Source organism: Robertmurraya kyonggiensis, assembly GCF_005116465.1.
Lineage (GTDB): Bacteria > Bacillota > Bacilli > Bacillales > Cytobacillaceae > Robertmurraya > Robertmurraya kyonggiensis.
On the sequence record NZ_SWBM01000001.1, the window covers coordinates 2,177,625 to 2,203,042 of the forward strand.

Consider the following 25,418-nt stretch of genomic DNA (forward strand, 5'->3'; position numbering starts at 1 on the left):
TGTCCTTTTATTGAACCAAAGCTTAAATTACTTCATCTTGCTTTTTAATATTTATAGTTAATTACAATTGAAAGTCATAACGATTCCTAAGTCGCATGTAATACAGCCATGTTCTGACTGTGAATGAACCAAAAATAAAAATACAAAATAAATACATAATCATATTTAGTAAACTCAATCCCGATGTACCATTATTAAGCATCCCAGCAATAAATATCACTAGGTATAAAATATACATGCTAACCAGAGGAAGAAACAAAATTGTATATGCGAATGCTACTTTTCTTGCATGTTTTAAGTGATGTAATTTATCACTATAGATTTTGGGGCGTTCCTCTTCTTGTGAAAATTCACGGCTCCATATCGTCCACTTTTGTAAAAATGAGTAAGAAATAAAAACACTCTTCCAGCCTGCTTCTCTATGAATGTCGAAATAGCTTTCATTAGATATATTTTGATAATCAGCACAATAACTTACATTACGAGGAGTACCAATGATAAAGTAGAAAGCTGTTCCTGTTCTACTGACTCGGTAAAGATTATATCCAAGTCTCTCCATGTTTTCGAGCCATTCTTCAAGTCTATCTGGAGAATACATCCACCCTGGCTTTCTTTTAACAACCATTTTACCTGAAAGTTTCAATTGCTTTTCTTTTTCCTTACTTAGTCTTCCTTCAGTATGCTTACCACTTTGAAGTTTGCTGGTTTTTTCGCTAGTCAAATATTTGTTGGTTTTCTTAATAATGACAACTGAATAGATTGATAAAACAAATATTGCTATTGCAAAGACCAATAAAGAGTATGTTAAAATCCACATTGGACTAGGGACAACTTCAACAGGTACATCTTGAAACAAAGAAGAGATCAGCAGACTAAGATTAAATATAGCAATACCCGTCAAATAAATTAAGATACCACTGAAAATGTACATAATTGTCCTATTCCGTTTGATTATGCCATCGCGTACAGAAAAGGTTTTTATTTGTTCAATAGGTTCTTCATTTGAGATTATGTACCATTTTCCACATTTTATAACCTCTGTCCAACCTTCATCTACTAAAGTCCTAGACAATGAAAAACCATGCGTTTGCTCGTATCCTATTCGGTATGTTACTGATTTCGACTTGCCTTGTTGAAAGAAAAAGCAACTCGTCCATCGATTCAATCCTACTAACAAATAACCTTTTTTCGCCATCTCAGAAAGCCACAGTTCAGTTTTTTTAATGTCGTAGCTCCAAAATGGTTTAACTACTTTAATCATAAAAAATCCTCCTCGTATTTTATGGCATTCTGGTGCAATTCTTTCAGTCTCACTATCTCAGCAGCTATTAAATTTTTCCCAATCTCAGTTACCTCATAAACTGTTTTTCTTTCTTCATCAGCGAATACAGTTATTATCCCATCTTTTTGCATTTTGGTTAGTGTTCCATAGACTGTACCAGAACCCAATCGAATTCGTGCTCCTGAAATCTCCTCTACATGTTTGACAATCCCATATCCATGCCGCGGAACTGTTAAGGATAAAAGTATATAAAATGCCGTTTCCGTCATTGGTAAGTACTTTTTTAGCACTTTTTCAAAGTCCAATATGACCACCTCAATCGGTTTTGCTTTTATGTATTTTCTTGAATAGCAAATAAATATGTCACAAACAGATATGTCTTGGTATGACTATATCACGCTGTGACCTATCTATCAAGAAAATTTATTCCACATATTGGAATTTTCAAAAGGAATCCATATGAACGACTTGCACAAATATAAAAAGCCCAATTTCTCAATATTAGAATTAAGAAATTGGACGAATAGTGACTGATTGCTGAAGAGCAAATACAATTATTCTGTTTTCTACTTTTAGCTTACATTAGTTGAAAATGATTTATCAATTTTGGTCCAATAACTTAAAATTAAACTAGTTTGTTTTACAAACTAGTTGTTGAATGATACAATATTCTTAACTAATATGTTTTACAAACTAGTGAGGTGAGTAAATGAAAGAAACACAGTTATTAAAAGGCATACTTGAAGGTTGTGTGCTTTCTATTATTAAAGAACAACGTATTTACGGTTATGAACTGGTGCAAACAATGCGTAATTATGGGTTTACAACAATCGTAGGCGGAACTATTTATCCTCTCCTGCAAAAATTAGAAAAACAAGGGCTAATTACAAGTTCGGAGCTAACTTCACCCGATGGGCCGAATCGAAAATACTTCTTTATTACGACTGAAGGGGAACAACAATTAGAAGATTTTAAAGATCAATGGAGTTCGTTGATTGTAAAAGTGAATCGAATTTTAGAAAAGAACGGAGAGTGAGTGGATTTGAAAAATAATACGGCCCAACAATTAGTAGAACAAAATAACAAGGCTCGAGAACAACTAACCCCTGAAAATAAAAAGTACTATGAGGATGTACTTGTATATATGAGAACATTCGGGATATTCCACGAAGAATTGGAAACAGAACGACATTTAATGACGATCTTACAAGATATTTTAGAAGCTCAGAAACATGGGGAATCGGCAGAAGCGTATTTTGGTAAAAATCCAAAAGAAATTATCGATCAACTGACAAAGCAATTTGAAAAACCCTCATGGAAATCTATTTTTAAAATAAGTGGTTTGATTTTTTTAATAAGCTCATTCTACACTATTTGCGGAGTCTTTATTGCACCAACATTACAAATTAATGTTCTTGTTCTATTAATGAATGGGATATTATCCATTGCATTGGTTTATGGCGCCTTTAAGTTATTACATTGGAGTATTTATATAAAAAAACAATTTCCAAAGATAATTAAATTTTTATTTGCATGGAGCTTAACCATGATTCCAATTGGATTATTTGTCCTGATTAATTTATATGCACCAAAACGAGGCATTGTGAAAATAGATCCTCCATTTGATTGGATAGCCATTGTAATTATTCTCATCTTGGCAACTGTTTATGTTTTATTCAAGAAGAACCGAGACTTCTACGGAGCCCTTGTTTATATTGTCAGTTTAGGTTTTTTTGGTTTATTATTAAGGATTCCACAAACGAAGGAATTGTTCCAAGGGGGTAAAAATCCAACATTTCTTGTTCTGGCTATTATTTTGCCTCTTGCACTCTTTGGACTAGTCAATTGGTTGGTTCTTCGAAAAATGAATGATGATAATTAACTATGGATAAGACATATTCAATTCAATAGCCAAACATGAATTAGGCGCGATCTCTATTGATAATCGCGCCTTTTACTTGTTATAAAAAATACAAACCCATAATTTAAAATATTGCACATAATATATTTGTACATTTTGTTAAATTAATATAAACTTTCAATCTCAACATTTTTTGGCAGCTTAAATGGATTCTCTTTATTTATTCTGTCATAAAACATTATTCCGTTTAAATGATCTATTTCATGTTGGATAACAATGGAACCATATCCTTTAAATTTAAAGATTTGTTCTTGCCCATTTATGTCATATGCTTTTACCTTAATTCTCTCATATCGCGTAACAAATCCCTTTACTTCTCTATCAACCGAAAGGCAACCTTCTCCTTCAGGTAAATAAATCATATTTAGAGAATGGCTGATGGTTTTTGGATTAATTAACATAAATTCTTTATCTTTTTGTCCATCATCAAATAATGCTGCAAACATACGTTTATCAAGGCCAATTTGATTAGCAGATAATCCTGATCCTGGACGAAGTTTATATTTTTTTGAGATATTTGGGTCTTGACTGTTTTTTAAGTATTGAAGCATACATAGTAAAGCATCTTTATCTTGATTAGAAACTGGAATTCTAACCTCTTCAGTATCCTTTCGCAATATTGCAGAACCTTCTTTTACTATATCTTTCATCGTAATTATATATTCCGAGTTAAATTTATTCATAAAAAACACCTCAAATCCTTTTTAACTTAAATTACTTCGTTCGAAACTAGCGTCTCCACTTTTTAGAAACGTACCTATATATTTAATAATCATTTTTATTACTTGTATTTCTTCGAATAAATAAATTCTGTAATTGGTACCGTAATAAATGTAAGACCCACCACTATAACCAGTGGATAATTATCAATATTATTAAAGCTTCCAGTTCCTTCAGAAATAAATAGTATTAAACCAGAAAGAACCATTAGAACATAATAACCTATTTTGGCACTTTGTGTTTCAATATGTTTATCTAATTCATCTTTATCGCCACCGCCTAAACGATGACCCCAATTCAACCAATTAAAAAAATAACTTAAAGCAAGAAAACTAAAGAATATAGAACCAGCATCAATAATTTCAAATCTTATCCACTTGTATAAAGAGAATCCTGCTATAGATAAGAAAACTATAAAGACTAAAACTGCAATAATTTTTTTTGTTTTATTCATTCCTTTTGCCTCCATTCTCTGATATAAATAATTCTTCCATTGAAACTCCTAAAGTCCTTGCAATATCAAATGCTAACTGCAGACTTGGGTCATATTTATTGTTTTCAATGGCATTTATCGTTTGTCTACTTACATTACATTTTTCTGCTAAGTTCCCTTGTAAAAGACCGCATTTTTCTCTGTATTCCTTTATTCTATTATCCATTTACTACTCCACCTCAAATTTCGGTTAGGTGTAAAATGTTTTTTACACCTAAATTATAAAAAAAGACAAATGAGGTGTCAAACATGTTTTACACTCCATTTATCATAAAAACGCTAACCGTTAATTCAATTTAATCAACCTACTTCATAACAACATTACCGATATATTGAGCATTGCCTCTATCAGTTTGAAGATTTACCTCAATTACATACTCACCCTTTTCTTTTGGAAAATAGAAGGAAACCTTATTAACTTCTAAATCATATTTCTTATCATTTTGCCAAACTGAAACACTTAACCCTTTGGTCTTAAAATCTGCGTGTTCAAAAAGCAAATCAACTTTTTCCCCAGTAATAAAGTACATTGGTTGTTGTTTTTTTGCTAACTAAAATGTCATTAGACTCTTTTTCGATTTGGTTGTTATTTTCCCCATGCCAATCAATATTTGCTTCTACTAATTCTGCTGACTCAATAGTGCTATCGCTTGATAATTTAACAGAGGGAGGGCTAAAATCATAACTTTCCCCAATGCATCCTGTCAGAATCAAAGCAAAAAGCAATCCTATAAATAATTTAAGATATATTTTCATATTACACCTCAAAATTTAAATATACTCTTTCTTCCACTACCCTGCTTTTCTAATCAAATTAAAAAGAGCTTCTGAACTATTTGTTAAGGATTTAAATGTTATTTTTCAATTGTTACCTATATAGGCATCTCGACAAAGATTTAAATCATTTTACGTTTCTGCTCACATTACTCTCGTTGTAATTTCACAAATAAGCGAAAATCGATTATACTTGACTAACTATCATATGCAAAAAGGAGGGATTTCCTATGACTGAGAATAATCAATCACAAGCTCCAAAAAAGAAAATCAGCCTGCAAGAAGCAATGAAGCAGCAGCTTGAAAACAAAAAGAACCAGACCTCTGCTGGTAAAGGAAAAATGAATGCCGACCTTTCAACAAAAAAATTGAAAAGCCAGCAATCGAAAAAACCAAGCAATACTCGTAGAAAAATGGGTGTCTAATTAAGAGGCAAAATCGGGGACATATCGCCTTGGTAACAAATGCAGGCTAACAGATGGACAGATCGGACGAGTACATACACCTAACGAGAATATGTTAAAAAGCATTCACCTGAATGCTTTTTTTGTTTACGCTTTTTACTATTTTAAACATTATTCTTAAAGTATAAAGCAGGGTAGTCGTATATCAAAAATCAAAAATGCAATTCCTTCTTAAAGATTCACTCCGAATAGCGGAAGAAGGCCATTATCATTTTTCTAAAATCAAATAATCCTTTGTTTTAGATACTGCAATAGAATTCTTGTTAGCAAAACCAATAAGATCTGTATATACATCATCGGGTTCAAAACGTAAAACACGAGTATTAAATCCTTTTTTGGGTTTGATAATAGCCCCTTTTTTCGCCCAACCAATACGTATAAATTTTATTTGATTTATTTGATTAGGTTCAAATTCCTTTTGATAAATAGGGATCTTAAATATAAATATTTGATATATTAGATAATCTTCGTTGATTGTCAATTTATATTTGATAAAAACAGCAACTAAAAGGAAAATAGGTAGTGCTATTCGTAAGAACAAATTCCCTTTCTCATAACCATATACATTTATACTTGAAGTTAATGCAACCATTGCAAATAGAAAAACTATAATACCTTGTTGAGTTTTTGCATGATAAGTCAACTATATCCCCCCTTCTGCTAAATGATTCTATTAAGTTAAGACCACATTCAAATTTCTTGTTAATCAATTCTGCTCCTTTACTTCAATAAAAAGGACCCTTCTTCTAGAGCCATATAAACTTTAATCTATTACACTAGTAAAACTATAATTTGATAGGAAATTGCGAGTTAACTTTTTCTCCTTGCGGTTTCTCCCTTAATCTGTTTTTCATCTTTCCTTCTATACTCCACTCATTGTTAAAATTTATAGATTAATTTCATCTATTCCTATCACAGACGAATCGATAATTTCTAGTTCCCTTTTTGCTTCTGCTTTCGAACGATAAACGGTAATTTTATCATAGGGTTTCAAGTTGTCTTGCCATGATTCTGTATTACTCAGAAAATCTTCTCCGTTTTCAGAAATTATAAAGCACTCTAACTCCCTATTGATATAACAAATTGGTGCGTCACTTCTTAGGTCACATTGTTGGCCAAGGGTTCCGATATATCCACCTTTACTATCTTTTGCCATAATATCCACATGTGGAACCGTGAAAAATTCTATATGTGGAATATTATCATCAAATATAAATTGAATATCGTAATTGTTAGCATATCTTTGATACTCCTCATTTCTATCATTAACACTCATAGAAAAAATTGTTGTACCTGCTGATATAATCTCAGTATCTTCTATATTTACGGCTCCAGGTAATTCTTTTCTATCTAGATAAACTTTTCGCACATTTAACCTCCTTCTAACCTTGTTTTACAGAAAATGTCCATACCTGTTTGAAGAAATCTGCCTCATTAATACAAGAATGACTTCAACAATAATAAACCATAATACTTCTTGAATTATCGCCCGTTAGCTTTACAAGTAAAAACTAATTTTCAACTATTTTGTTCTCTGTTCCATTTACAATTCTCTTTATATTTTGTCGATGTAGAATGATTATCGATACACTTATTAGTAGAGTAAGTACTATGATAACTTTATCTTCAAATATAAGACTGTAAACAAATAATGCTATACTAGCCAACATTGAACTTAGTGATACATACTTAGTAAATAGTAAAGTTAAGACAAACATAACAAAACCAACAAAAACCCCCAATGGAGTCAAAAACAAGAAAACTCCAGTTGCTGTTGCAACAGCCTTACCACCTTTAAAACTAGCAAAAACAGAAAATATGTGCCCTAATATGGCTAATAATCCACATACAATAGGATTAACTGTAGTACCAAGTAACAGTGGAAGTAAACAAGCAAATGTACCTTTTAATATATCTGCAAGTGCAACGATTACTCCTGCTTTCATACCTAAAACTCTATAAGCATTAGTTGCACCAAGATTACCACTACCGTAATCACGAATATCTTTCTTATAAAACATTTTACCTATTACTAAAGCAAATGAGATTGAGCCAATTAAATAACTTAGTATCAAAGTTATAATGTACAAAGTATTATCTCCTTACATAATTTGTTAAGTAAGTATTTCTATTATTGCATTTGATTTCCTGCAATCCTTCTTACATTAACCCCGATAGTTGAATAAGTTCTTTTTTAGAGTCAAACCTGTGTAGGGATGGCCTTCATTTCGTAGATTTTTTGGAGCGTGTTAACAAGCTTCGTCTTCTCTTCATCGTCTTCTGTATGGAGATACCCCTCCACAAGCCTGTATCCGAATATGAGAAGGATCAGCTCGTATACGCAATGATCGGCGATAGGGGATACATCTGTATACTCCGAAAAGCCTTTATAATACGCAGGGACACATCGTCGGTAGTATTCGACCCTGTGATCGATATCCGATTCATCCGCAATCAGGCTTGCAAGATCCTCGCCCAAATAGCCCCATCCAGATGTATCCCAGTCGATGAGCGCGATTTTCCCATCTGCATAGAACAAGTTAGTTATCCAAAAGTCCCGGTGGCATAGTACGAGGGGCAGTTTTTCGATACGGGCAAGTATCTCGTCTGCGTGCTCATCGATGTCGATGAGCATTTGCCGCACTTGCTGCTGGAATTCGCATTCCTCCGAGCGTATATACTCGTAGACTACCGGCCATGACCGGTAATGCAGATAAGTATTCTTCATGAGAGCTGCATGACTTAGGTTAGTCAGGCTCTGCAGAACAACGGGCTGCTCCGCATACAACTTGCCTTGATAGCGTCCTAACTCAAGCGCAGCCTGTTCATACATGTCGCCGGTCAAGTCTAAACCGGTTACGCCATCGATATATTCCAGCCACAGCTGGAATTCATTTTCTTCGGCATTGATCTCGGCATGATAACATGCCGGCCAGCGGAAAGCATCCGAGAACGTCGCTCCAAAGTCAGATGCATAGAGATCATATTCCCTGCGCCATGAACCCGGATCACCGTAACGTTCCCATTTCTTCTGGATTTTCAGCACGATACGATATAGCAATTTTTCACCATCTGCGGTTTCGGCGTTCCCCGTTATCAGGTATACATTTCCCACAGTTCCTCCCTGTAAGGGCATGGTTTGGCTGTCGGCCGAGATAATATCCTTTTTGAACTGTCGGCTTAAGGCATAGTTCAGCGTTTCGACTTTAATATTTATTTCTTCCAGCCTCCCTTTTACTTCGTTTGTTTAATCTGCACTGCGATCGGTTAGTTACTTGCTATTTTGTCGAATACTATGCTGTATGAGATATTAAGCTTATCCCAAGCCCAAGCCTGAAAAATTCTATTTATTTCTGTCTTTAGTACTGCATCGTCCAAATCCTCATCAATGCCTAATTCTTTGAAAGTAAATGTTTCTTTCGCTTCTGTACCTTCATATTTTTTGCTACTGAATGAAAAAGTCACTGTTTTATCCATTGGTTCATCCTCCTCTTTACGACCTTTTACGATAAACCTTTTTGTTGTACTGGCTCCATTCCTCATTTAATTGATTCCAATGTATGATCTTCCAAGGATTGAAAAACGTTTGGCCATTTTTATTAAAAAAGTAATTATTATCTATGTGGTAAGCAGCGTGTTGAATAATTCCATCATTATTTGCCCAAGTAATAACATCCCCGTTTTGCATTTTACCGTTTGTCAGGGAAAAATTTGCTCGTTCTAACCCGTTTATGAATGTATCAGGGTGAACCCATTCTCCAAGAATCCACTCTTGTCCTGTAATAGCAAATAAAGTAGCAGATAAACAATTACTACCTGGTACTGTCGAAAATTTGTTGGCATATTTCTTTATATGTATAGGTGTCTGGTCAGGAACATCACAACAAATCCAATTATCCCAAAGCTGGGCATATTCTTGAATAGCACTCTCTTTTACTTTAAAAGGCAGCTAGTTCCAAATATTGCTCTGAATGATTAAGAACTTCTCCCCTTTTTCCTCGAAAATATAGTCCTCGGGAAGTGAACTCGAAAAAGGAAATAGTGACATAGGGAAAATTAATCCCCTGCCTACTTTATACTGATTAAAAAGTATCTCTCTCTTACTTAGTACAGAGATTTTTGATATCCAATCGGGTTGTGCCACAATAACATACTTAACTTTGTCCGAAATGTTCCAATACATAAAACTATTTACAAGTTGAATTTGATTGTAGGATGAATGCTCAAAAAATTCCTTTCTTGGAACAACTAAGACCTCACTTAAATGCTCTGCAAACATTGCTAAAGTGTCTTCTTCTACAAAAAAGAGGTCTATTTTAGGGACAAAATTTTCTATCCAATCACTAACTTGTTCTTTTGTTGGTTTCATATTAACCGTCATAATAACCATATTTCTCCTTTAAACTCCCATTTCTCCAACTTTTCGAACTATCCTACCCTTTAATCAAAGATCTATTTTTCCATTTTTGGGTCTTACAAATAATGATATCTCGATAACCTTAGATAGATCTAATTGTGGATGTTCCCTTTGTATGAGTTCATATAGTTCTTGAATTATTGCTTCTAATACTCTTATGGAAATTGAAGGGTTCTCCAGAAAAATAGATTCTATACGATTTACTATATTATCTGGGGTGATAGTCATTGATTTTAGAGTGTTATTTTGCCACTTAAAAGCCGGATGATGAACATATTGACGATTTAAACCAAACAGTATTCCCATTATTTTAGTTGATACTTCTACAATTACTTTATATAACATTAACCAATCTTGACGATTGAGTAGAGCCTCACGATTATTCCATCTGTTACCTAAATGAATATTTTCTTGTATCATCGCTACACTTAATTCATTAGGATAGTTATTGACTATTTCTTTCATCCTTTTAATAACCAAATCACCACTAAGTGGAACTCCATTATTTACTGTAGCAACTATGCATTGTCTATCTAAATCTGTATCAAAAGATAAGGTTACATCATTTATGACTTTGTTGATTGTATCAGTTAAAAAATTGCTTATTTCTAACTTTACACCTTCAGTAATATACGTTTCTGACCATTCCTCATCTTCAAATGGATAAAAATCGATGATATCCCCTTCTAATTTCAAGATCGGGTTTTTCCGGTCCTCATCTGTTGGTTGTTCCTTCCAAAATATAAATAATTCAATGTCTGAATATCTGTCACTCCAGTTTCTTGATACAGATCCGCCCAATAACACAGCTTCAACTTTTGTATTAAGTTCATAAATCCTTGCTATATTTGATGCCAATTTATGTAAACCCACAAAACCTCACCTTTAATGTTGTTCATAATATTCCAAAACTTTAACTATATGTTATCATAAATAATTCCTTGATTTTTATCAAAATAATCTAAAATAGACAAACAAATGACAATATAAAAGCACCCTAATTCACACGATGACAATAGCCATTGTCAAAATGCTTCTTAGGGTGCTAATTATGATCTCATATTTTACTTACTTCTCGTCACTAACACGAGTGATTTTGATATCTTTTAATAATTCCCTCACCACATAGCTCGCCATAACCAATCCTGCTACAGATGGAACAAAAGCGTTCGATGCTGGAGGCATTTTCGCCTTACGAATTGGTGCATCTTCCTTCCCAACAACCTTGCGTACATCTTCACGGATGACAACCGGGCTCTCATCAGAAAAGACAACTGGAATTCCTTTGCGAATGCCTTCTTTTCTTAACTTTGTACGAATCACTTTCGCAATCGGATCCGTATGTGTCTTTGAAATATCAGCTATTTGGAAGCGAGTAGGGTCCATTTTATTCGCTGCTCCCATACTCGAAATGATCGGGATATTTCGCTTTAAACACTCTTTCATGAGGTGAATTTTATAAACAATCGTATCAGATGCGTCTACAACAAAATCCAAGCCATATTCAAAAATTTGCTCATACGTTTCTTCTGTATAAAACATTTTCAACGCAATGACTTCACATTCCGGATTAATATCTTTAATGCGCTCTTTCATTAAGTCAGCCTTTGGCCTACCAACCGTAGATAATAAAGCAATAATTTGTCTATTCACATTCGTAATATCTACATCGTCTTTATCGATAAGAATTAATCTTCCTACTCCAGAACGAGCAAGTGCTTCAGCTGCAAATGAGCCTACTCCACCGATTCCAAGTACAGCAACTGTACTATTTTTCATGATATCTAGCCCTTCTGTTCCAATGGCTAGCTCATTTCGTGAAAATTGATGCAACATGTAATAACCACTCCAACATTCATTATAATTAAGGCATGCTTCTATTTTTACCCGTTAAGAATATACCATACTTTTATGTATTTGTTTTATTTGCGCAAAAAAAATTCATGCATAGCTGCATGAACGGGTTTAAAAAATGAAAGAGTCCCAATTGTGCCGTCGCATTATTTTCCTTCGTTTTGAACCCGCACTCAGCAGGTGGGTGTTCTGTTCCAAGCTTTTGTAAGTCCTATGTGCTAGGCATTTACTTCACTCGAAAACGCGAACTCCCGAAGGTAGTATGTTAGGTCAAAACATAGGGTCTACCACAAACACATCAGGACTCTCTCTTATTGGTATTATCTTAGCATATTGAGGCTTACCATTCAAGGGAACAAGCCTTGAATATATTTCCAGTTAAGCTGTTGATAAACGCTCGCTTTCTTCATTGCTTCTCCTTGTCCGGTGCTCATTACCTATCTTGGTAACTCCGCTCCTCCCAAGGCTTCGCGCCTCGAAAGCCAAACGTTTTCAATCAGCCTAACCTAATTCTATTAATTATTTCAATTTCAAAGCTAAATGAAGGTCAGTTAATTGTGCTTCGCTTACTTCGCCAGGTGCTTCTGTTAACAAGCAGCTTGCGCTTGCTGTTTTCGGGAAGGCAATTGTATCACGAAGGTTCGTACTGCCTGCAAGTAGCATCACAAGACGATCCAATCCTAATGCAATTCCACCGTGTGGAGGTGTTCCGTATTCAAACGCCTCAAGTAAGAAACCAAATTGCTCTCTTGCTTCCTCTTGTGTAAAGCCAAGAACAGCAAACATTTTTTCTTGAACGTCCTTTTCAAAAATACGTAGGGAACCTCCGCCAAGCTCATAACCATTTAGCACTAAGTCGTATGCTTGTGCACGTACTTCTCCTGGATTTGTATCTAACAATGGTAAGTCTTCACGAACTGGCATAGTAAATGGATGGTGAGCAGCAAAATAACGACCTGCATCCTCATCGTACTCTAATAATGGCCAGTCAGTAACCCAAAGGAAGTTGAACTTGCTTTGATCAATTAGTCCAAGCTCTTTTCCAAGCTTCAAACGAAGGGCTCCAAGTGCATCAGCAACAACGCTTCTTTTATCTGCTACAAATAGTAATAAGTCTCCTGCTTCCACTTCTAAAGCAGAGTTAATTCCAGCTGCTTCTTCTTCAGTGATAAATTTAGAAATAGGACCTTTTAAGCCATCCTCTTCAGCTTTTAACCAAGCAAGACCTTTTGCTCCATAAACGGCAACGAATTCTGTTAACGCATCAATATCTTTACGAGAATAGTTCGCTGCAGCGCCTTTCACATTAATCGCCTTTACTTGACCACCTGAAGAAACTGCACCTGCGAATACCTTAAAGCTAGAATCCTTCACAATCTCTGATAAATCAACAAGTTCTAGTCCAAAACGTGTATCTGGCTTGTCAGAACCGAAACGTCCCATCGCTTCATCATATGGCATACGAGCAAAAGGAATTGTCACTTCTAATCCTTTGACTTCTTTCATCATCTTCTGCATCATTTCTTCCATCATCGCGATGATGTCATCTTGACTTAAGAAGCTTGTTTCAATATCGATTTGTGTAAATTCAGGCTGACGGTCAGCACGTAAATCTTCATCACGGAAACAGCGAGCAATTTGATAATAACGCTCAATTCCACCGACCATTAAGAGCTGTTTGAAAATCTGTGGTGATTGTGGCAATGCATAGAATTCACCAGGATGAACACGGCTAGGAACGAGATAATCACGTGCACCTTCAGGCGTACTCTTCGTTAACATTGGTGTTTCAATATCTAAGAAGCCTTCACTATCCAAATAGTCACGAACGACTTTCGTTACTTGATGGCGCATTTTAAACGTTTCAAACATCACTGGACGTCTTAGATCAAGATAACGATACTTTAGACGAACATCCTCAGACGCATCTGTTTTATCAGTAATAGTAAAAGGAGGTGTCTTCGCTTCGTTAATGATTGTAACTTCTTTCGCCTTAACCTCAATTTTGCCAGTCTTTAAATTTTCATTGATGGTTCCTGCTTCACGAGCAACAACCGTACCTTTTATATCAAGGACATATTCGTTTCTGATTTTTTCAGCAACTGCTAGTGCTTCTGGTGATTCTTCTGGATTAAATACAACCTGAACAATCCCAGTACGGTCGCGTAGGTCGATAAAAATAAGTCCACCTAGGTCACGACGCTTTTGCACCCAACCTTTTAACGTTACTTGTTCACCAATTGCTTGCTCTGGTACCTCTCCGCAAAAAAATGTTCTCCCGTACACGAAAAAACCTCCCTTATTCAAATGAAGCCTTAAATTTATCAATGAACTCATCAAGGCTGTATTCAACTTGCTCGCCTGATGCTAACGATTTAACGTTGATTTTATTGGCTTTCAACTCGTCTTCCCCAAGGATTGCCACGTATTTGGCATTTAGACGATCAGCCGCTTTAAATTGTGCTTTTATTTTTCGATCCAAATAATCACGCTCTGCTGAGAAACCTGCTTGTCTAAGCTTGTGAAGTAACCCAACCGTATAATCCTGTGCCGCTTCTCCTAAACCAACAAGATATACATCGATTCCCTCGTTTAGAGGAAGTTCAATATTCTCTGCTGCAAGAGCCGCGATTAAGCGTTCAATACTCAGACCAAATCCAATCCCTGGAGTTTCAGGTCCGCCAACTTCTTCTACCAAGCCGTTGTAGCGTCCTCCCCCACATAGAGTTGTAATTGCTCCAAAGCCTTCTGCATCACTCATGATTTCAAAAGCAGTGTGATTATAATAATCTAGTCCACGTACAAGGTTTGAATCCACTTCAAACGGAATTTCTAATGCCGTTAAGTAGCTTTGAACCTTTTCAAAATAAGCGCGAGAATCATCATTTAAGAATTCAAGAATCGAAGGAGCAGACTTCATCAATTCATGATCTCGGTCTTTTTTACAATCAAGAATTCTTAGTGGATTCTTTTCTAAACGATTTTGACAATCGCCACAGAATTCGCCAATGCTTGGTTTAAAGTGATTAATAAGCGCTTCACGGTGCGCTGTTCTACTCTCTTTGTCACCTAAGCTATTGATGACAAGCTTCAGCTTTTTCAGACCCATTTTTTGATAGAGACTGAATGCTAATGAAATGACTTCTGCATCAATCGCTGGATCAGCACTACCTAAAGCTTCTACCCCAAACTGTACGAATTGACGGAAACGTCCTGCTTGTGGTCTTTCATAACGGAACATTTGTCCCATGTAGTAGAGCTTAACAGGCTGGTCGGCATAACCAAACATTTTTTTCTCAACAAATGAGCGAACAACTCCAGCAGTTCCTTCAGGACGTAGAGTAAGGCTTCTTCCACCTCTGTCCTCGAAAGTGTACATTTCTTTTTGAACGATATCTGTTGTGTCCCCTACACTTCTTGTAAAAAGTTCTGTTTGTTCAAAAATAGGAGTACGAATTTCCTTGTATTGAAATTTTTCACAAAGCTCACGTGCATTTTTTTCGATAAGCTGCCATTTTTCAACTTCCCCAGGTAAAATATCCTGCGTTCCCCTTGGAATACTAATAGACATGAAAATCCTCCTTGAAAACAATTTCTTCCGAATAAATACAAAAAACTCCCGTCTCTTGTATATGAATATACAAGGGACGAGAGTTTGAATTCCCGTGGTGCCACCCTAATTGAAGGCGTAATAAAATATACGCTCCTCCACTTTTACAGTTAACGCCTGTTCACGTTCCTCTCCTACTAAAGAAAAACTCTCTTTCAGAGTGAAGCCTACGGAGTGTTCGTTCATTAAGTCATTATGTAGAAATGCTTTCAGCCTGCGACATTTCCTCTCTAGTCATATGTTTCTTAACTACTTTGCTCCATCAACGGTTATGATGTTCTCTTACTTTATTTATATAATATTACGGACGAAAGACTCAATTGTCAAGTGCATTTACGAGCGTTCTAAATGTTTCTTCAACTTTCGAACATCGCGTACGGTTAATCCAAATTCCGAAGCTAATTCGACCATGTTTAAACTTTGTTCTTTTTGAGTAAAATCATGAAAGTCTACTCCAAATAATTGATTTTCTCCTTGTTGAGTCGACAGCCCTTTATCACTAAATCTCATCACTACCACCCTTTTATGTTTGTTACTATTATTCTTTCCCGAAAGGGGCAAAAAATTTTCATAACCAATGAGAAAAAGAGCAAAAAGGCTTAACATCAGGAAAATTATCCCTTCCAATAGGAGTTGTTTCCTTATATAATGGAATCGATTTACTAGATTGGAAATGTAAATGGAATTTTTCAGGCAACAAAGGGAGGCACGAATGTTAAAAACCAAACAAATATACCTATTACTTTCTCTAATACTTTTTGTCGGCGTAATAACCCCAGCAAAGCAGACAAGCGCTGCAGGTACGATTACGATTTCTGTAGAGGACTTGAATGTACGTGAGGGCCCGGGCCTTAGCTATAAGGTAATTGAGAAGGTACAGAAAAATAAACAGTTCACTTTAGTTAAAGAGCAAGGTGACTGGTACCAAATCAAATTAAGTTCAGGGAAATCTGGTTGGGTTGCCAATTGGCTCGTTTCGAAAAAGGAGACGACTTCAACGACGAATGCAACAAGCCAAAATGGCACAATAACAGGTAGTAATGTAAGAGTTCGAACAGGAGCTGGGACAAGCTATCAAGTTGTAGGCTCATTAAACAAAGGCGATACAGTTGAAATTCTTGAGCAAAGTGGCAGCTGGCTAAAAATAAACGCCAAGATTGGTAAGGGCTGGATTTCAAAAGATTATGTTAAAACAAATCAAGTCCAAGCAGCAGCTACTAAATCAGGAAAGGTGACCGCTAGCAACTTAAACGTTCGTTCGACCCCTGCTCTTAATGGCAAGGTCCTCGGAAAACTAGCAAAAGGGACAGCCGTTACCATTCATTCTGAAAAAACTGGCTGGGTCGAGATTACTTTTAATGGACAACGAGCTTGGGTAAGCAGTGAATTTGTCTCAACACAATCTACACCTACTAGCACTACTCCATCTACTCCATCTACACCGTCCGCTAGTACAGCCGGTGTAACGGGAAAAGTAACGGCAACCTCACTCAATGTTAGGAGTAAGGGCGATCTGAGTGGGCAAGTTGTCGGGAATGTATCAAAAGGTCAATCCTTAAAAATATTAGAAGAAGCAAATAATTGGGTTAAAATCGAGTATAAGACTGGAAAAACGGGCTGGATTGCGAGCTGGTATATCGAAAAATCAGCTTCAACTTCTTCTAGTAGTGATTCCGTCAAAAATAGTACCTTAACCATTGACAATAATGGAACGAATATTCGATCTAGTGCAAGTTTAAATGCTAGTGTAATTGCTAGAGCAGATGCAGGTCAGACGTTTTCTATTGTTAAGATTCACAATGATTGGTACGAGATAAAATTAGCAAATGGTAAGAGTGGATTCGTTGCTGGTTGGATCGTTACAGTAAGCAGTGGAGTTCCTCAGGTTGAAAAGACCAATAGTAGCTCTGATTTAAAAAACCAAAAGATCGTGATTGATCCTGGTCATGGTGGAAGAGATAGTGGGACAATAGGGGCTCAAGGTTCTCTTGAAAAGGAGCTTACACTAAAAACGAGTCAACTTTTATATAATAAGCTTAAAGCTCGAGGAGCAAACGTAGTATTAACAAGAAGCAATGACCAATATGTTTCGCTCGCTACAAGGGTAAGTATGGCTCATTATCAAAATGCTGATGCGTTTATCAGTATTCATTTTGACAGCATTAATGACCGTACTGTGAGAGGGATGACAAGCTATTACTATCATTCCTATCAAAAGGATTTAGCGCAGACTGTACATAAGGCTACCATTGCACAGACCAAAATGAAGGACCGTGGTGTTCGCCAAGGAAATTACCATGTCATTCGTGAGAACAGACAGGATGCAATTTTGCTAGAGCTAGGTTACTTAAGTAACCCGACAGAAGAGATGCTCGTAAAAACTAGCCAATACCAAGATCAAGTCACCAATGGCATTGTGCAAGGATTGAGCAACTATTTTAATTAGAGCAATATTGCTTTTTAAAACTATATCGAAGCCCTCCTAAAAGTGCCTAATTACCTTTTTGGGAGGGCTTTGTTCATGCGGACACTATTGAAGTTAGTTGTCTTCATGAACAAAAAACGAGAGCCCTCAAGCTCTCGTTTTTATTTACTCTCTAGAATTAGTGTCACAGGGCCATCGTTTGTTAACTGCACGTCCATCATCGCGCCAAACTTACCCGTTTCGACCTTGATACCTTTTTCTCTTAAAATACGATTAAATCCCTCATAGATCTGTTCAGCATGTTCAGGTCTTGCGGCATCCATGAAATTAGGTCTTCTGCCTTTTCGACAATCACCGTATAACGTGAATTGAGAAACAGACAAAATCTCTCCCCCCACATCTAAGAGAGAAAAATTCATTTTATCGTCCTCATCCTCAAATATCCGAAGATTAGCGACCTTGTCAGCAAGGTAAACAGCATCCTCTTCTTTATCCCCGTGAGTGACTCCCACCAAAAGGACTAGACCTTTTTCAATTTTTCCAATAATAGAACCATCAACCGTTACCTTTGCTTCCTTACTTCGCTGGACAACAATTCTCATTAAAATCCTCCTCTATAAAGGCTGTCTCTTAAACATCTTTGTAAAAATCCTACTGCTGCTGGCATTACATTGAAAATAGGTGGAAAAATTCCGGCTAAATCAAGACATTCACCTATTTCTCTGTAGATAAACGGAAATTTTCCGGTTAAGCTATTGATTTTTCATGATTTTAAGGCTTTTTAGGTCAATTAGGGAAAAATCTCCGCCTATTTCACCTAATAACCATTCATTTTTCAAAATAAAAGGAGTTTCTCCGGTTAAGTGGGGACACCTGTCGAAAATCAAAAGATCGACAATAAACAATTAGAGTGCCTAAAAAAAAGAAAGATCTTCCATAGCGAAAGATCAATTCATTATTCTTCTTACAGAATATATATCTGGAATTTGTTTGATTCGCTCTACAACTTTTTGTAGATGAGCAACATTAACAATCATAATTGTCATGCTGATCGTTGCCATTTTGTTCCGATCGGATTTACCTGTAACGGCAGAAATATTTGTTTTTGTTTCACTAACCGCCTGCAATACTTCGTTTAGCAATCCTCTACGATCATAGCCTGATATTTCAATATCTACACTGTATTCCTTCCGATCATTTAGGGAAGTTTCCCATTCAACCGGAATGAGACGCGCCTTGGCATCAGCCGTATCGATATTTGTACAATCAGCACGGTGTACAGAAACCCCGCGACCCTTTGTAATAAATCCAACGATATCATCACCAGGGACAGGGCTACAGCATCTTGAAAGTCGGATTAAGAGGTTATCTATTCCTGTTACACGAACACCGGACTCCCGTTTCTTTTTCGTCGGGAAGGACTTTAACTCACTAACAGCGTTGGCAATCGTTGTAACCTGCTCCAGATCTCTTTGCTTACGCCATTTTTCCGTTAAGCGATTAGCCACCTGAAGAGCTGTAATCCCGTTATAACCAACTGCTGCATACATATCATCTTCACTGAAGAAGTTGAATTTTTCAGCAACACGCTTGATATTATCAGGAGTTAAAATTTCTTTTAAGTCAAACTCCATATTTTTAATTTCTTTTTCAACTAGCTCGCGGCCCTTTTCAACATTCTCTTCTTTCCGCTGCTTCTTGAAAAATTGGCGAATCTTATTTTTAGCTTGTGACGTTTGCGCAATCTTGATCCAATCCTGACTAGGACCATAAGAATGCTTTGATGTAAGAATTTCAACAATGTCCCCTGTTTTTAATTCATAATCAAGGGTGACCATTTTCCCATTCACTTTTGCTCCAATCGTCTTGTTTCCGATTTCGGAATGAACCCGATAAGCAAAATCAATTGGAACAGAGCCCGCTGGTAACTCTATAACATCGCCCTTCGGTGTAAAAATAAAGACCATGTCGGAGAATAGATCAATTTTAAGAGATTCCATGAATTCTTCTGCATTCGTTGCATCATCCTGGAATTCTAAAATCTCTCTAAACCAGGATAGCTTATCCTCTAAAGATGAGCCTTCATTCGTTGCTTTTCCTTCTTTATAAGCCCAATGGGCGGCAATCCCGAATTCAGCGATACGATGCATCTCAGAAGTACGAATCTGAACTTCTAATGGGTCGCCCTTAGGACCAATGACCGTAGTATGAAGGGACTGATACATATTTGGCTTAGGCATCGCGATATAGTCTTTAAATCGACCAGGCATCGGCTTCCAGCAAGTGTGGATGATTCCTAGTACTGCGTAACAATCCTTAATGCTGTTAACAACAATTCGAACAGCAAGCAAATCATAGATTTCATTGAACTGCTTATTTTGAAGAGCCATTTTACGATAAATGCTATAGATATGCTTTGGTCTTCCAGAAATATCTGCCTTAATTGCGACTTCATCTAAACCAGTCCGCATTTCCTTAATAACATCTTCTAGATATTGCTCTCGTTCTGCACGCTTCTTCTTCATTAAGTTAACTATGCGGTAATATTGTTGTGGATTTAGATAGCGTAATGCCGTATCCTCAAGCTCCCACTTAATCTTCGAAATTCCAAGACGATGTGCCAATGGTGCAAAAATTTCTAATGTTTCATTAGCAATACGTCTCTGCTTTTCAGCAGTCAGGTGCTTTAATGTACGCATATTATGAAGACGGTCAGCTAGCTTAATCAAAATGACCCGAATGTCCTGTGCCATCGCCACAAACATTTTGCGATGATTCTCAGCTTGTTGTTCTTCATGGGATTTATACTTAATTTTACCGAGCTTTGTCACACCATCAACGAGCATTGCGACTTCGTCATTAAAAGCTTCACGGATATCATCGAACGTAACATCTGTATCTTCTACAACATCGTGGAGAAAACCAGCTGCAACCGTATCATGGTCCATTTGCAGATCGGCTAAGATTCCAGCAACCTGAATAGGATGGATAATATACGGTTCTCCCGATTTTCTATATTGGTCACGATGAGCATGTCTTGCAAATTCATATGCTTTTTGAACAGTCTTGACATGTTCATCATTTAAATATTCCCTTGTTCTATCGATGACCTGTTCGGCTGTCAAAACTTGTTCATTGGCCATGTAATCACCTTATCTATAGAGGTATTTGTTAATCGCTTGTGAAAAATTGATTTTTTACTGAGTCTATATTAAAAATGTTCAAATTCTATACATGATAAATAAGTACCGCAATTGTTTCATTAAAAAAATTATAATTGTTACTATTATCGAAAAAAAAAGCCAATCTGTAAAGAGATCGAGCACTCTTTTTCGAGAAAAATAAGAAATATGTCGAAATCCGCCTATTTTACAACGAATCTTGGTGTCCCTGCAATTAACTAGGAATCTAGTAGAGGTTGTCCTAAAAAGGTAGTTTATTGGGCAGAATTACCTCTGATTCCAACTGTTTGTCCACTAAAAAGAAATAGAGAAAGCTGTCCACTAATTGATACTAGAGCAACCTACCGGGACAGCTTTCCTACCTATTAATATTGCATTAATGTTAAAACGTCATATCCATCTAGCTTTGTTTTTCCATCTAAGTACGTTAATTCGATTAAAAAGGCAATTCCAGCAACGACTCCACCTAGTTCTTCCACGAGCTTGATTGTAGCTTCAATCGTACCGCCTGTTGCAAGAAGGTCATCTGTAATTAGAACGCGCTGACCTGGCTTAATTGCATCCTTATGGATAGTTAGAATATCCGTACCATACTCAAGGCCGTATTCCACTTTAACCGTTTCTCTTGGTAACTTGCCTTCCTTACGAACAGGAGCAAAACCTACTCCTAAAGAATAAGCAACTGGACAGCCAATGATAAATCCACGAGCTTCTGGTCCAACAATTAAATCAATTTCTCTTTCACGTGCATACTCAACGATTTTATCTGTAGCATAACGATACGCTTCTCCATCGTTCATCAAAGGAGTGATATCCTTAAATTTAATTCCTGGCTTTGGCCATCCATCTACAATTGCAACATGTTGCTTTAAATCCATTTTTCAACTGCCTCCTCATTATTAACCGACCCGTGCATCATTTGGTCAAACTTTTCCTTTAGCTGTTCGACCGATGAATATAACAACTCTCCTTCAAGAGCATAATGTGCTTGCTTTTGTTGGTATGTGATCGATTCTGATAAATCTTTTTTATTTTTAACCTGATTTAAGGTAATAAATCCATTATTTTGATTGATAAAATCTAATTCTAAAAATACTTCGGACATAAAGTCAATCGTTGCCCTTGTCCACCCACGATGCTTCGCAAGATCATCACCATATTTCTTCAAATCAAATGGAGCTTTTTTCGTTAAAAATGCATAGTACCATTTGAAATGTTCTCGCGTTGGCATCGTCGAGAAATAATCACTTTCCTCACTATGAAAATGGGCATATATTCTAGCTGGTGACTTCCCTTCTATTAACGCATTAAGAATTTCCTTAGAAGGAGGTAAATCCAAAAGCACGATATTTTGGTCTGAAATCTCTAATGCTTTAGCTTCTTCAATGGAATTGATGAAAACGGCATTAGTTATTTCTTCTTTGGCAACTTTATGAGCATTTTTTTCATTAAAAAGAATCCATTTTCCATTCGAAACAAGTCCTGAAAGCTTCTCCACTCGTTTTAAGCCACGATAGTCAAACAGTTGCCATTCGTGAACCGCTAAATCTTGTAGAAAGATTTGTGGTTTTCGAATATTATTCCATTCGTTAATGGCCAACTCTCCAATGGCTGCTAGCTTAGAATGAGAAGATACCTCATCAACTAACGCCCCAAGACCGAAACCAACACCATCTAGTGTATTTCCTTGATCCTCTAGCATGAGCTTCAAATGATTTTGGTCCGCACCAATTTTTTTAATCTGAGCAATGTTCGCCTCTTTTATCAAAACTCTCGGTTTTGGATTATGCATTCCAAACGGAGCAAGCATTTGCATTTCCTCAATAGCAGCTAAATTGACATCTCGCAAATCAACTTCACTATCAAGCTTTGTTACTGGAATAAAATCATCCTCAGTTAACTGTTCACCTGCTAGCTGATTTAAACGACTGCGAAGAAGTGGAACATCCTCTATCTTCAAGGTCATTCCAGCCGCCATCGGATGCCCACCAAAATGAGGTAAAATCTCTCGACAAGTCGAAAGGTTTTGGAATAAATCAAAACCAGCAATACTTCTTGCTGAGCCTTTTGCCAAGCCCTTTTCTTCATCATAGCTCAAGACAATGGCTGGTCGATAAAAACGATCGACTAATTTCGAAGCAACAATTCCAATGACTCCTGCATTCCAACCAGCTTTCCCGACAACAATAACAGGATTTTCCTCGATTGGAAAATTCTCTTCTACTTCTTTTATCGCTTCTTCAGCCATTTCAGTTACAATAGCTTGTCTTTCTTTATTTAGAGCATCTATTTCCTCAGCAATTGTTTCCGCTTCACTTGCATCTTCTGTAAGAAGAAGCTCAACCGCAATATCAGCACTATCTAGTCGACCGGCAGCATTGATTCTTGGGCCAAGGGCAAAGCCAATTGTTTCTTCATTAGCAGTGGATATATCAGTTCCTGCTAATTTCAATAATGCTTTTAAACCATGGTTTTCCGACTTCTGTAATGCACGAATTCCCCGCTTTGCAATCAATCGATTTTCATCTTTTAAGGGGACCAAGTCGGCAATCGTACCAATGGCTGCAAATTCTAATAAGTGCTCAGGTACTTTTCCAAGCAAAGCATGTGCAAGTTTGAAAGCCACACCTACCCCAGCCAATTCTCGAAATGGATAAGGACTGTCTTCAAGCTTTGGATGTATTATAGCAATAGCTTCAGGCAATTCTGGTCCAGGTTCATGATGGTCTGTAATGATTAAGTCCAGCCCTAGTTCCTTCGCTACCTGTGCTTCATGTACAGCCGCGATTCCTGTATCGACCGTAATAATGAGTCGAACCCCATTATCCGCAGCATATCTAAAGGCTTGTTCATTAGGTCCATATCCTTCTGTAAAGCGATTTGGAATATAATATTGAACGTTTGCACCTAATTCTCGTAGGGTAATCATCATAACAGAGGTACTCGTAACACCATCTGCATCATAATCGCCAAAAATTAAGATAGGTTCATTATTTGTAATGGCCTCTTTTATGCGAGACACTGCAATATCCATCCCTAATAAGATGAATGGATCATGAAACTCAAGCTCTTTTTCAAAAAGAAATGAATTCGCATCTTCAGGCGAATCTATTCCACGCTTAACCAGTAATGACGCAACAAGAGGTGTAATGCTCAATTCCTCTGCAAGCTTTTCTTTTTTTTCAACGTCAACCGGTTCGCAAATCCATCTTGTTTTCGGTTTTAACATACGTCCACCTCTCAACTGTTCTATTATACTAGAGGGTGAATGGCTGTTCAAGAAAGATTCATTGTAAGAAAAAAAGCTGCGAATTTTCTCGCAGCTTTCAAGTGTAAGCCTTATTCAATTAATCTTCAGGATTATACGGATTTATATGAACAAACACGTCCTCAACATGTGCTTTTTCCATTAGTTTCTTCTTTACGGCCTTTCCGACTAAATGACCTTCTTCAACAGTCATATGGGGATCGACTGAGATTTTCAAATCAATAATGACGTAAGGTCCGTGCTCTCTTGCATGCAACGCATCTATCTTCTTGACCTCTAGAACGGTCTCGACTAGCTTTCTTAATTCCAACGTATCTTCATCGTGTAGAACATGATCCATGGTATTGTGAATGGCTTCCTTGCCTAATGTCCATGCCATTTTTAAAATCATAATTGAAACAACGATACCCGCAACTGGATCAGCATATTCCAACCATTCGATTTGGAAGTAACCGCCGACAATTGCCGCACCAATTCCGATTAACGCTGCAAATGATGAATAGACGTCTGAACGATGGTCATAGGCTGTAACAATTAAGGCATCACTTTTTAATTTTTTCGCCTGATCATATGTATAGCGAAACATCACTTCTTTCACTACGATTGAAAGAATAACAGCATATATTGCCACTGTTTTTGGCGCTTCAATCGGCGCAAAGAAAGAACGAAACGACGATTCTCCAATTTGAAAGCCTACTAATACAAGTAATACAGCTACTATAATTGCCGCAATCGACTCAGCCTTCCCGTGTCCATAGGGATGATCTTCATCAGGAGGCTGTTTTGCTGCCTTTAAACCGATTAATACAGCTAGGGAGCCGGCAACGTCAGAAGCTGAATTCACTGCATCTGCCATTAATGCCCGACTGTTTGCATATAATCCAATTCCCCACTTCAATAACGCTAAAATAAGATTTCCCACAATCCCTACGATTGCTACAAATTCCGCTTTTTTAAAGCGTTCATCCTTTTGCACAGAAAAACTCTCTCCTTTTTAAATCATACCCA

General features: G+C 36.8%; 28 protein-coding genes, 1 other RNA gene and 1 other annotated feature. Of the genes, 4 read left to right on the top strand and 25 right to left on the bottom strand.

Features of this window, described 5'->3' with window-relative positions; all coding sequences use genetic code 11:
* Positions 1-61: 61 nt before the first annotated feature.
* Together FA727_RS10985 and FA727_RS10990 are read right to left on the bottom strand one after the other, a co-directional pair.
* Positions 62-1,261 (bottom strand): DUF2812 domain-containing protein, encoded by a 1,200-nt coding sequence (locus tag FA727_RS10985; protein WP_136830922.1) that lies wholly within the window; start codon positions 1,259-1,261, stop codon positions 62-64.
* The gene (locus FA727_RS10990; RefSeq protein WP_136830923.1) at positions 1,258-1,596 is read right to left on the bottom strand and encodes a PadR family transcriptional regulator; all 339 of its coding nucleotides are present in this window, start codon (positions 1,594-1,596) and stop codon (positions 1,258-1,260) included. Before FA727_RS10990 ends, FA727_RS10985 begins: the two co-directional genes overlap by 4 nt.
* Before the next feature lie 395 nt (positions 1,597-1,991).
* Here FA727_RS10990 and FA727_RS10995 point away from each other — a divergent pair, with 395 nt between their 5' ends.
* Both FA727_RS10995 and FA727_RS11000 read left to right on the top strand, forming a co-directional pair.
* Positions 1,992-2,318: a PadR family transcriptional regulator gene (locus FA727_RS10995; RefSeq protein WP_136830924.1), complete on the top strand. Its 327-nt coding sequence runs from the start codon at positions 1,992-1,994 to the stop codon at positions 2,316-2,318.
* Positions 2,319-3,164, top strand: coding sequence for a DUF1129 family protein (locus FA727_RS11000; RefSeq protein WP_246041771.1), 846 nt, complete (start codon positions 2,319-2,321; stop codon positions 3,162-3,164).
* A gap of 143 nt (positions 3,165-3,307) precedes the next feature.
* Here FA727_RS11000 and def read toward each other — a convergent pair whose 3' ends face one another.
* The 5 genes from def to FA727_RS11025 form a co-directional block, all read right to left on the bottom strand.
* The gene (gene def / locus FA727_RS11005; RefSeq protein WP_136830926.1) at positions 3,308-3,886 is read right to left on the bottom strand and encodes a peptide deformylase; all 579 of its coding nucleotides are present in this window, start codon (positions 3,884-3,886) and stop codon (positions 3,308-3,310) included.
* A gap of 98 nt (positions 3,887-3,984) precedes the next feature.
* Complete coding sequence (locus FA727_RS11010) at positions 3,985-4,377, bottom strand: DUF2178 domain-containing protein (RefSeq protein WP_136830927.1); 393 nt, start codon at positions 4,375-4,377, stop codon at positions 3,985-3,987.
* Positions 4,370-4,582 (bottom strand): helix-turn-helix transcriptional regulator, encoded by a 213-nt coding sequence (locus tag FA727_RS11015; RefSeq protein ID WP_136830928.1) that lies wholly within the window; start codon positions 4,580-4,582, stop codon positions 4,370-4,372. The genes FA727_RS11010 and FA727_RS11015 overlap by 8 nt, the downstream gene beginning before the upstream one ends.
* A 139-nt stretch (positions 4,583-4,721) precedes the next feature.
* Entirely contained in the window at positions 4,722-4,946 is a 225-nt protein-coding gene (locus FA727_RS11020; protein WP_158318835.1) for a hypothetical protein, read from the bottom strand.
* Positions 4,918-5,172: a hypothetical protein gene (locus FA727_RS11025; RefSeq protein WP_136830930.1), complete on the bottom strand. Its 255-nt coding sequence runs from the start codon at positions 5,170-5,172 to the stop codon at positions 4,918-4,920. The genes FA727_RS11020 and FA727_RS11025 overlap by 29 nt, the downstream gene beginning before the upstream one ends.
* 248 nt (positions 5,173-5,420) lie before the next feature.
* Here FA727_RS11025 and FA727_RS11030 point away from each other — a divergent pair, with 248 nt between their 5' ends.
* On the top strand, positions 5,421-5,615 hold the full coding sequence (locus tag FA727_RS11030) for a hypothetical protein (RefSeq protein ID WP_136830931.1): 195 nt from the start codon (positions 5,421-5,423) through the stop codon (positions 5,613-5,615).
* Positions 5,616-5,862: 247 nt separating this feature from the next.
* On the opposite strand, the gene FA727_RS11035 is transcribed toward FA727_RS11030, so the two are convergent.
* The 13 genes from FA727_RS11035 to FA727_RS24400 all read right to left on the bottom strand — a co-directional run bounded on the left by FA727_RS11035 (position 5,863) and on the right by FA727_RS24400 (position 16,045).
* Entirely contained in the window at positions 5,863-6,297 is a 435-nt protein-coding gene (locus FA727_RS11035; protein WP_136830932.1) for a hypothetical protein, read from the bottom strand.
* Positions 6,298-6,540: 243 nt separating this feature from the next.
* The gene (locus FA727_RS11040) at positions 6,541-7,023 is read right to left on the bottom strand and encodes a hypothetical protein (protein ID WP_194138511.1); all 483 of its coding nucleotides are present in this window, start codon (positions 7,021-7,023) and stop codon (positions 6,541-6,543) included.
* A gap of 142 nt (positions 7,024-7,165) precedes the next feature.
* Complete coding sequence (gene plsY, locus FA727_RS11045) at positions 7,166-7,744, bottom strand: glycerol-3-phosphate 1-O-acyltransferase PlsY (RefSeq protein ID WP_136830933.1); 579 nt, start codon at positions 7,742-7,744, stop codon at positions 7,166-7,168.
* A gap of 110 nt (positions 7,745-7,854) precedes the next feature.
* Positions 7,855-8,871 (bottom strand): aminoglycoside phosphotransferase family protein, encoded by a 1,017-nt coding sequence (locus FA727_RS11050; RefSeq protein WP_136830934.1) that lies wholly within the window; start codon positions 8,869-8,871, stop codon positions 7,855-7,857.
* A 50-nt stretch (positions 8,872-8,921) separates the two neighbouring features.
* A complete protein-coding gene (locus tag FA727_RS11055; RefSeq protein WP_136830935.1) occupies positions 8,922-9,131 on the bottom strand; it encodes a hypothetical protein in 210 nt (69 codons plus the stop codon).
* Positions 9,132-9,147: 16 nt separating this feature from the next.
* Positions 9,148-9,342 (bottom strand): hypothetical protein, encoded by a 195-nt coding sequence (locus FA727_RS24030; protein WP_158318836.1) that lies wholly within the window; start codon positions 9,340-9,342, stop codon positions 9,148-9,150.
* Positions 9,343-9,603: 261 nt separating this feature from the next.
* Positions 9,604-10,023 carry a hypothetical protein gene (locus tag FA727_RS11060; RefSeq protein ID WP_158318837.1) on the bottom strand — a complete coding sequence of 140 codons (420 nt, stop codon included), beginning with the start codon at positions 10,021-10,023 and terminating at the stop codon, positions 9,604-9,606.
* A 75-nt stretch (positions 10,024-10,098) separates the two neighbouring features.
* Complete coding sequence (locus tag FA727_RS11065) at positions 10,099-10,944, bottom strand: DUF4037 domain-containing protein (protein WP_136830937.1); 846 nt, start codon at positions 10,942-10,944, stop codon at positions 10,099-10,101.
* Between the two features lie 195 nt (positions 10,945-11,139).
* Complete coding sequence (locus tag FA727_RS11070) at positions 11,140-11,907, bottom strand: tRNA threonylcarbamoyladenosine dehydratase (RefSeq protein ID WP_126407334.1); 768 nt, start codon at positions 11,905-11,907, stop codon at positions 11,140-11,142.
* Positions 11,908-12,047: 140 nt separating this feature from the next.
* Positions 12,048-12,233: non-coding RNA, 6S RNA (gene ssrS / locus FA727_RS11075), on the bottom strand.
* Positions 12,234-12,444: 211 nt separating this feature from the next.
* Complete coding sequence (gene aspS / locus FA727_RS11080) at positions 12,445-14,211, bottom strand: aspartate--tRNA ligase (protein WP_136830938.1); 1,767 nt, start codon at positions 14,209-14,211, stop codon at positions 12,445-12,447.
* A 13-nt stretch (positions 14,212-14,224) separates the two neighbouring features.
* Positions 14,225-15,496, bottom strand: coding sequence for a histidine--tRNA ligase (gene hisS / locus FA727_RS11085; RefSeq protein ID WP_136830939.1), 1,272 nt, complete (start codon positions 15,494-15,496; stop codon positions 14,225-14,227).
* 69 nt (positions 15,497-15,565) lie between these two features.
* Positions 15,566-15,810: a binding site (T-box leader), on the bottom strand.
* A gap of 58 nt (positions 15,811-15,868) precedes the next feature.
* On the bottom strand, positions 15,869-16,045 hold the full coding sequence (locus tag FA727_RS24400; protein ID WP_170209257.1) for a hypothetical protein: 177 nt from the start codon (positions 16,043-16,045) through the stop codon (positions 15,869-15,871).
* Positions 16,046-16,247: 202 nt separating this feature from the next.
* Here FA727_RS24400 and FA727_RS11090 point away from each other — a divergent pair, with 202 nt between their 5' ends.
* Positions 16,248-17,981 carry an N-acetylmuramoyl-L-alanine amidase family protein gene (locus FA727_RS11090; RefSeq protein WP_136830940.1) on the top strand — a complete coding sequence of 578 codons (1,734 nt, stop codon included), beginning with the start codon at positions 16,248-16,250 and terminating at the stop codon, positions 17,979-17,981.
* A gap of 140 nt (positions 17,982-18,121) precedes the next feature.
* Here the strand turns inward: FA727_RS11090 and dtd are convergent, their stop codons facing one another.
* The 5 genes from dtd to FA727_RS11115 all read right to left on the bottom strand — a co-directional run bounded on the left by dtd (position 18,122) and on the right by FA727_RS11115 (position 25,386).
* Entirely contained in the window at positions 18,122-18,562 is a 441-nt protein-coding gene (dtd, locus tag FA727_RS11095; RefSeq protein ID WP_136830941.1) for a D-aminoacyl-tRNA deacylase, read from the bottom strand.
* A 345-nt stretch (positions 18,563-18,907) separates the two neighbouring features.
* Positions 18,908-21,103, bottom strand: coding sequence for a RelA/SpoT family protein (locus tag FA727_RS11100; protein ID WP_136830942.1), 2,196 nt, complete (start codon positions 21,101-21,103; stop codon positions 18,908-18,910).
* A gap of 404 nt (positions 21,104-21,507) precedes the next feature.
* Positions 21,508-22,020, bottom strand: a complete 513-nt coding sequence (locus FA727_RS11105) for an adenine phosphoribosyltransferase (protein WP_136830943.1) — start codon at positions 22,018-22,020, stop codon at positions 21,508-21,510.
* Complete coding sequence (recJ, locus tag FA727_RS11110; protein WP_136830944.1) at positions 22,011-24,371, bottom strand: single-stranded-DNA-specific exonuclease RecJ; 2,361 nt, start codon at positions 24,369-24,371, stop codon at positions 22,011-22,013. The genes FA727_RS11105 and recJ overlap by 10 nt, the downstream gene beginning before the upstream one ends.
* 118 nt (positions 24,372-24,489) lie before the next feature.
* A complete protein-coding gene (locus FA727_RS11115) occupies positions 24,490-25,386 on the bottom strand; it encodes a cation diffusion facilitator family transporter (protein ID WP_136830945.1) in 897 nt (298 codons plus the stop codon).
* Positions 25,387-25,418: the final 32 nt, after the last annotated feature.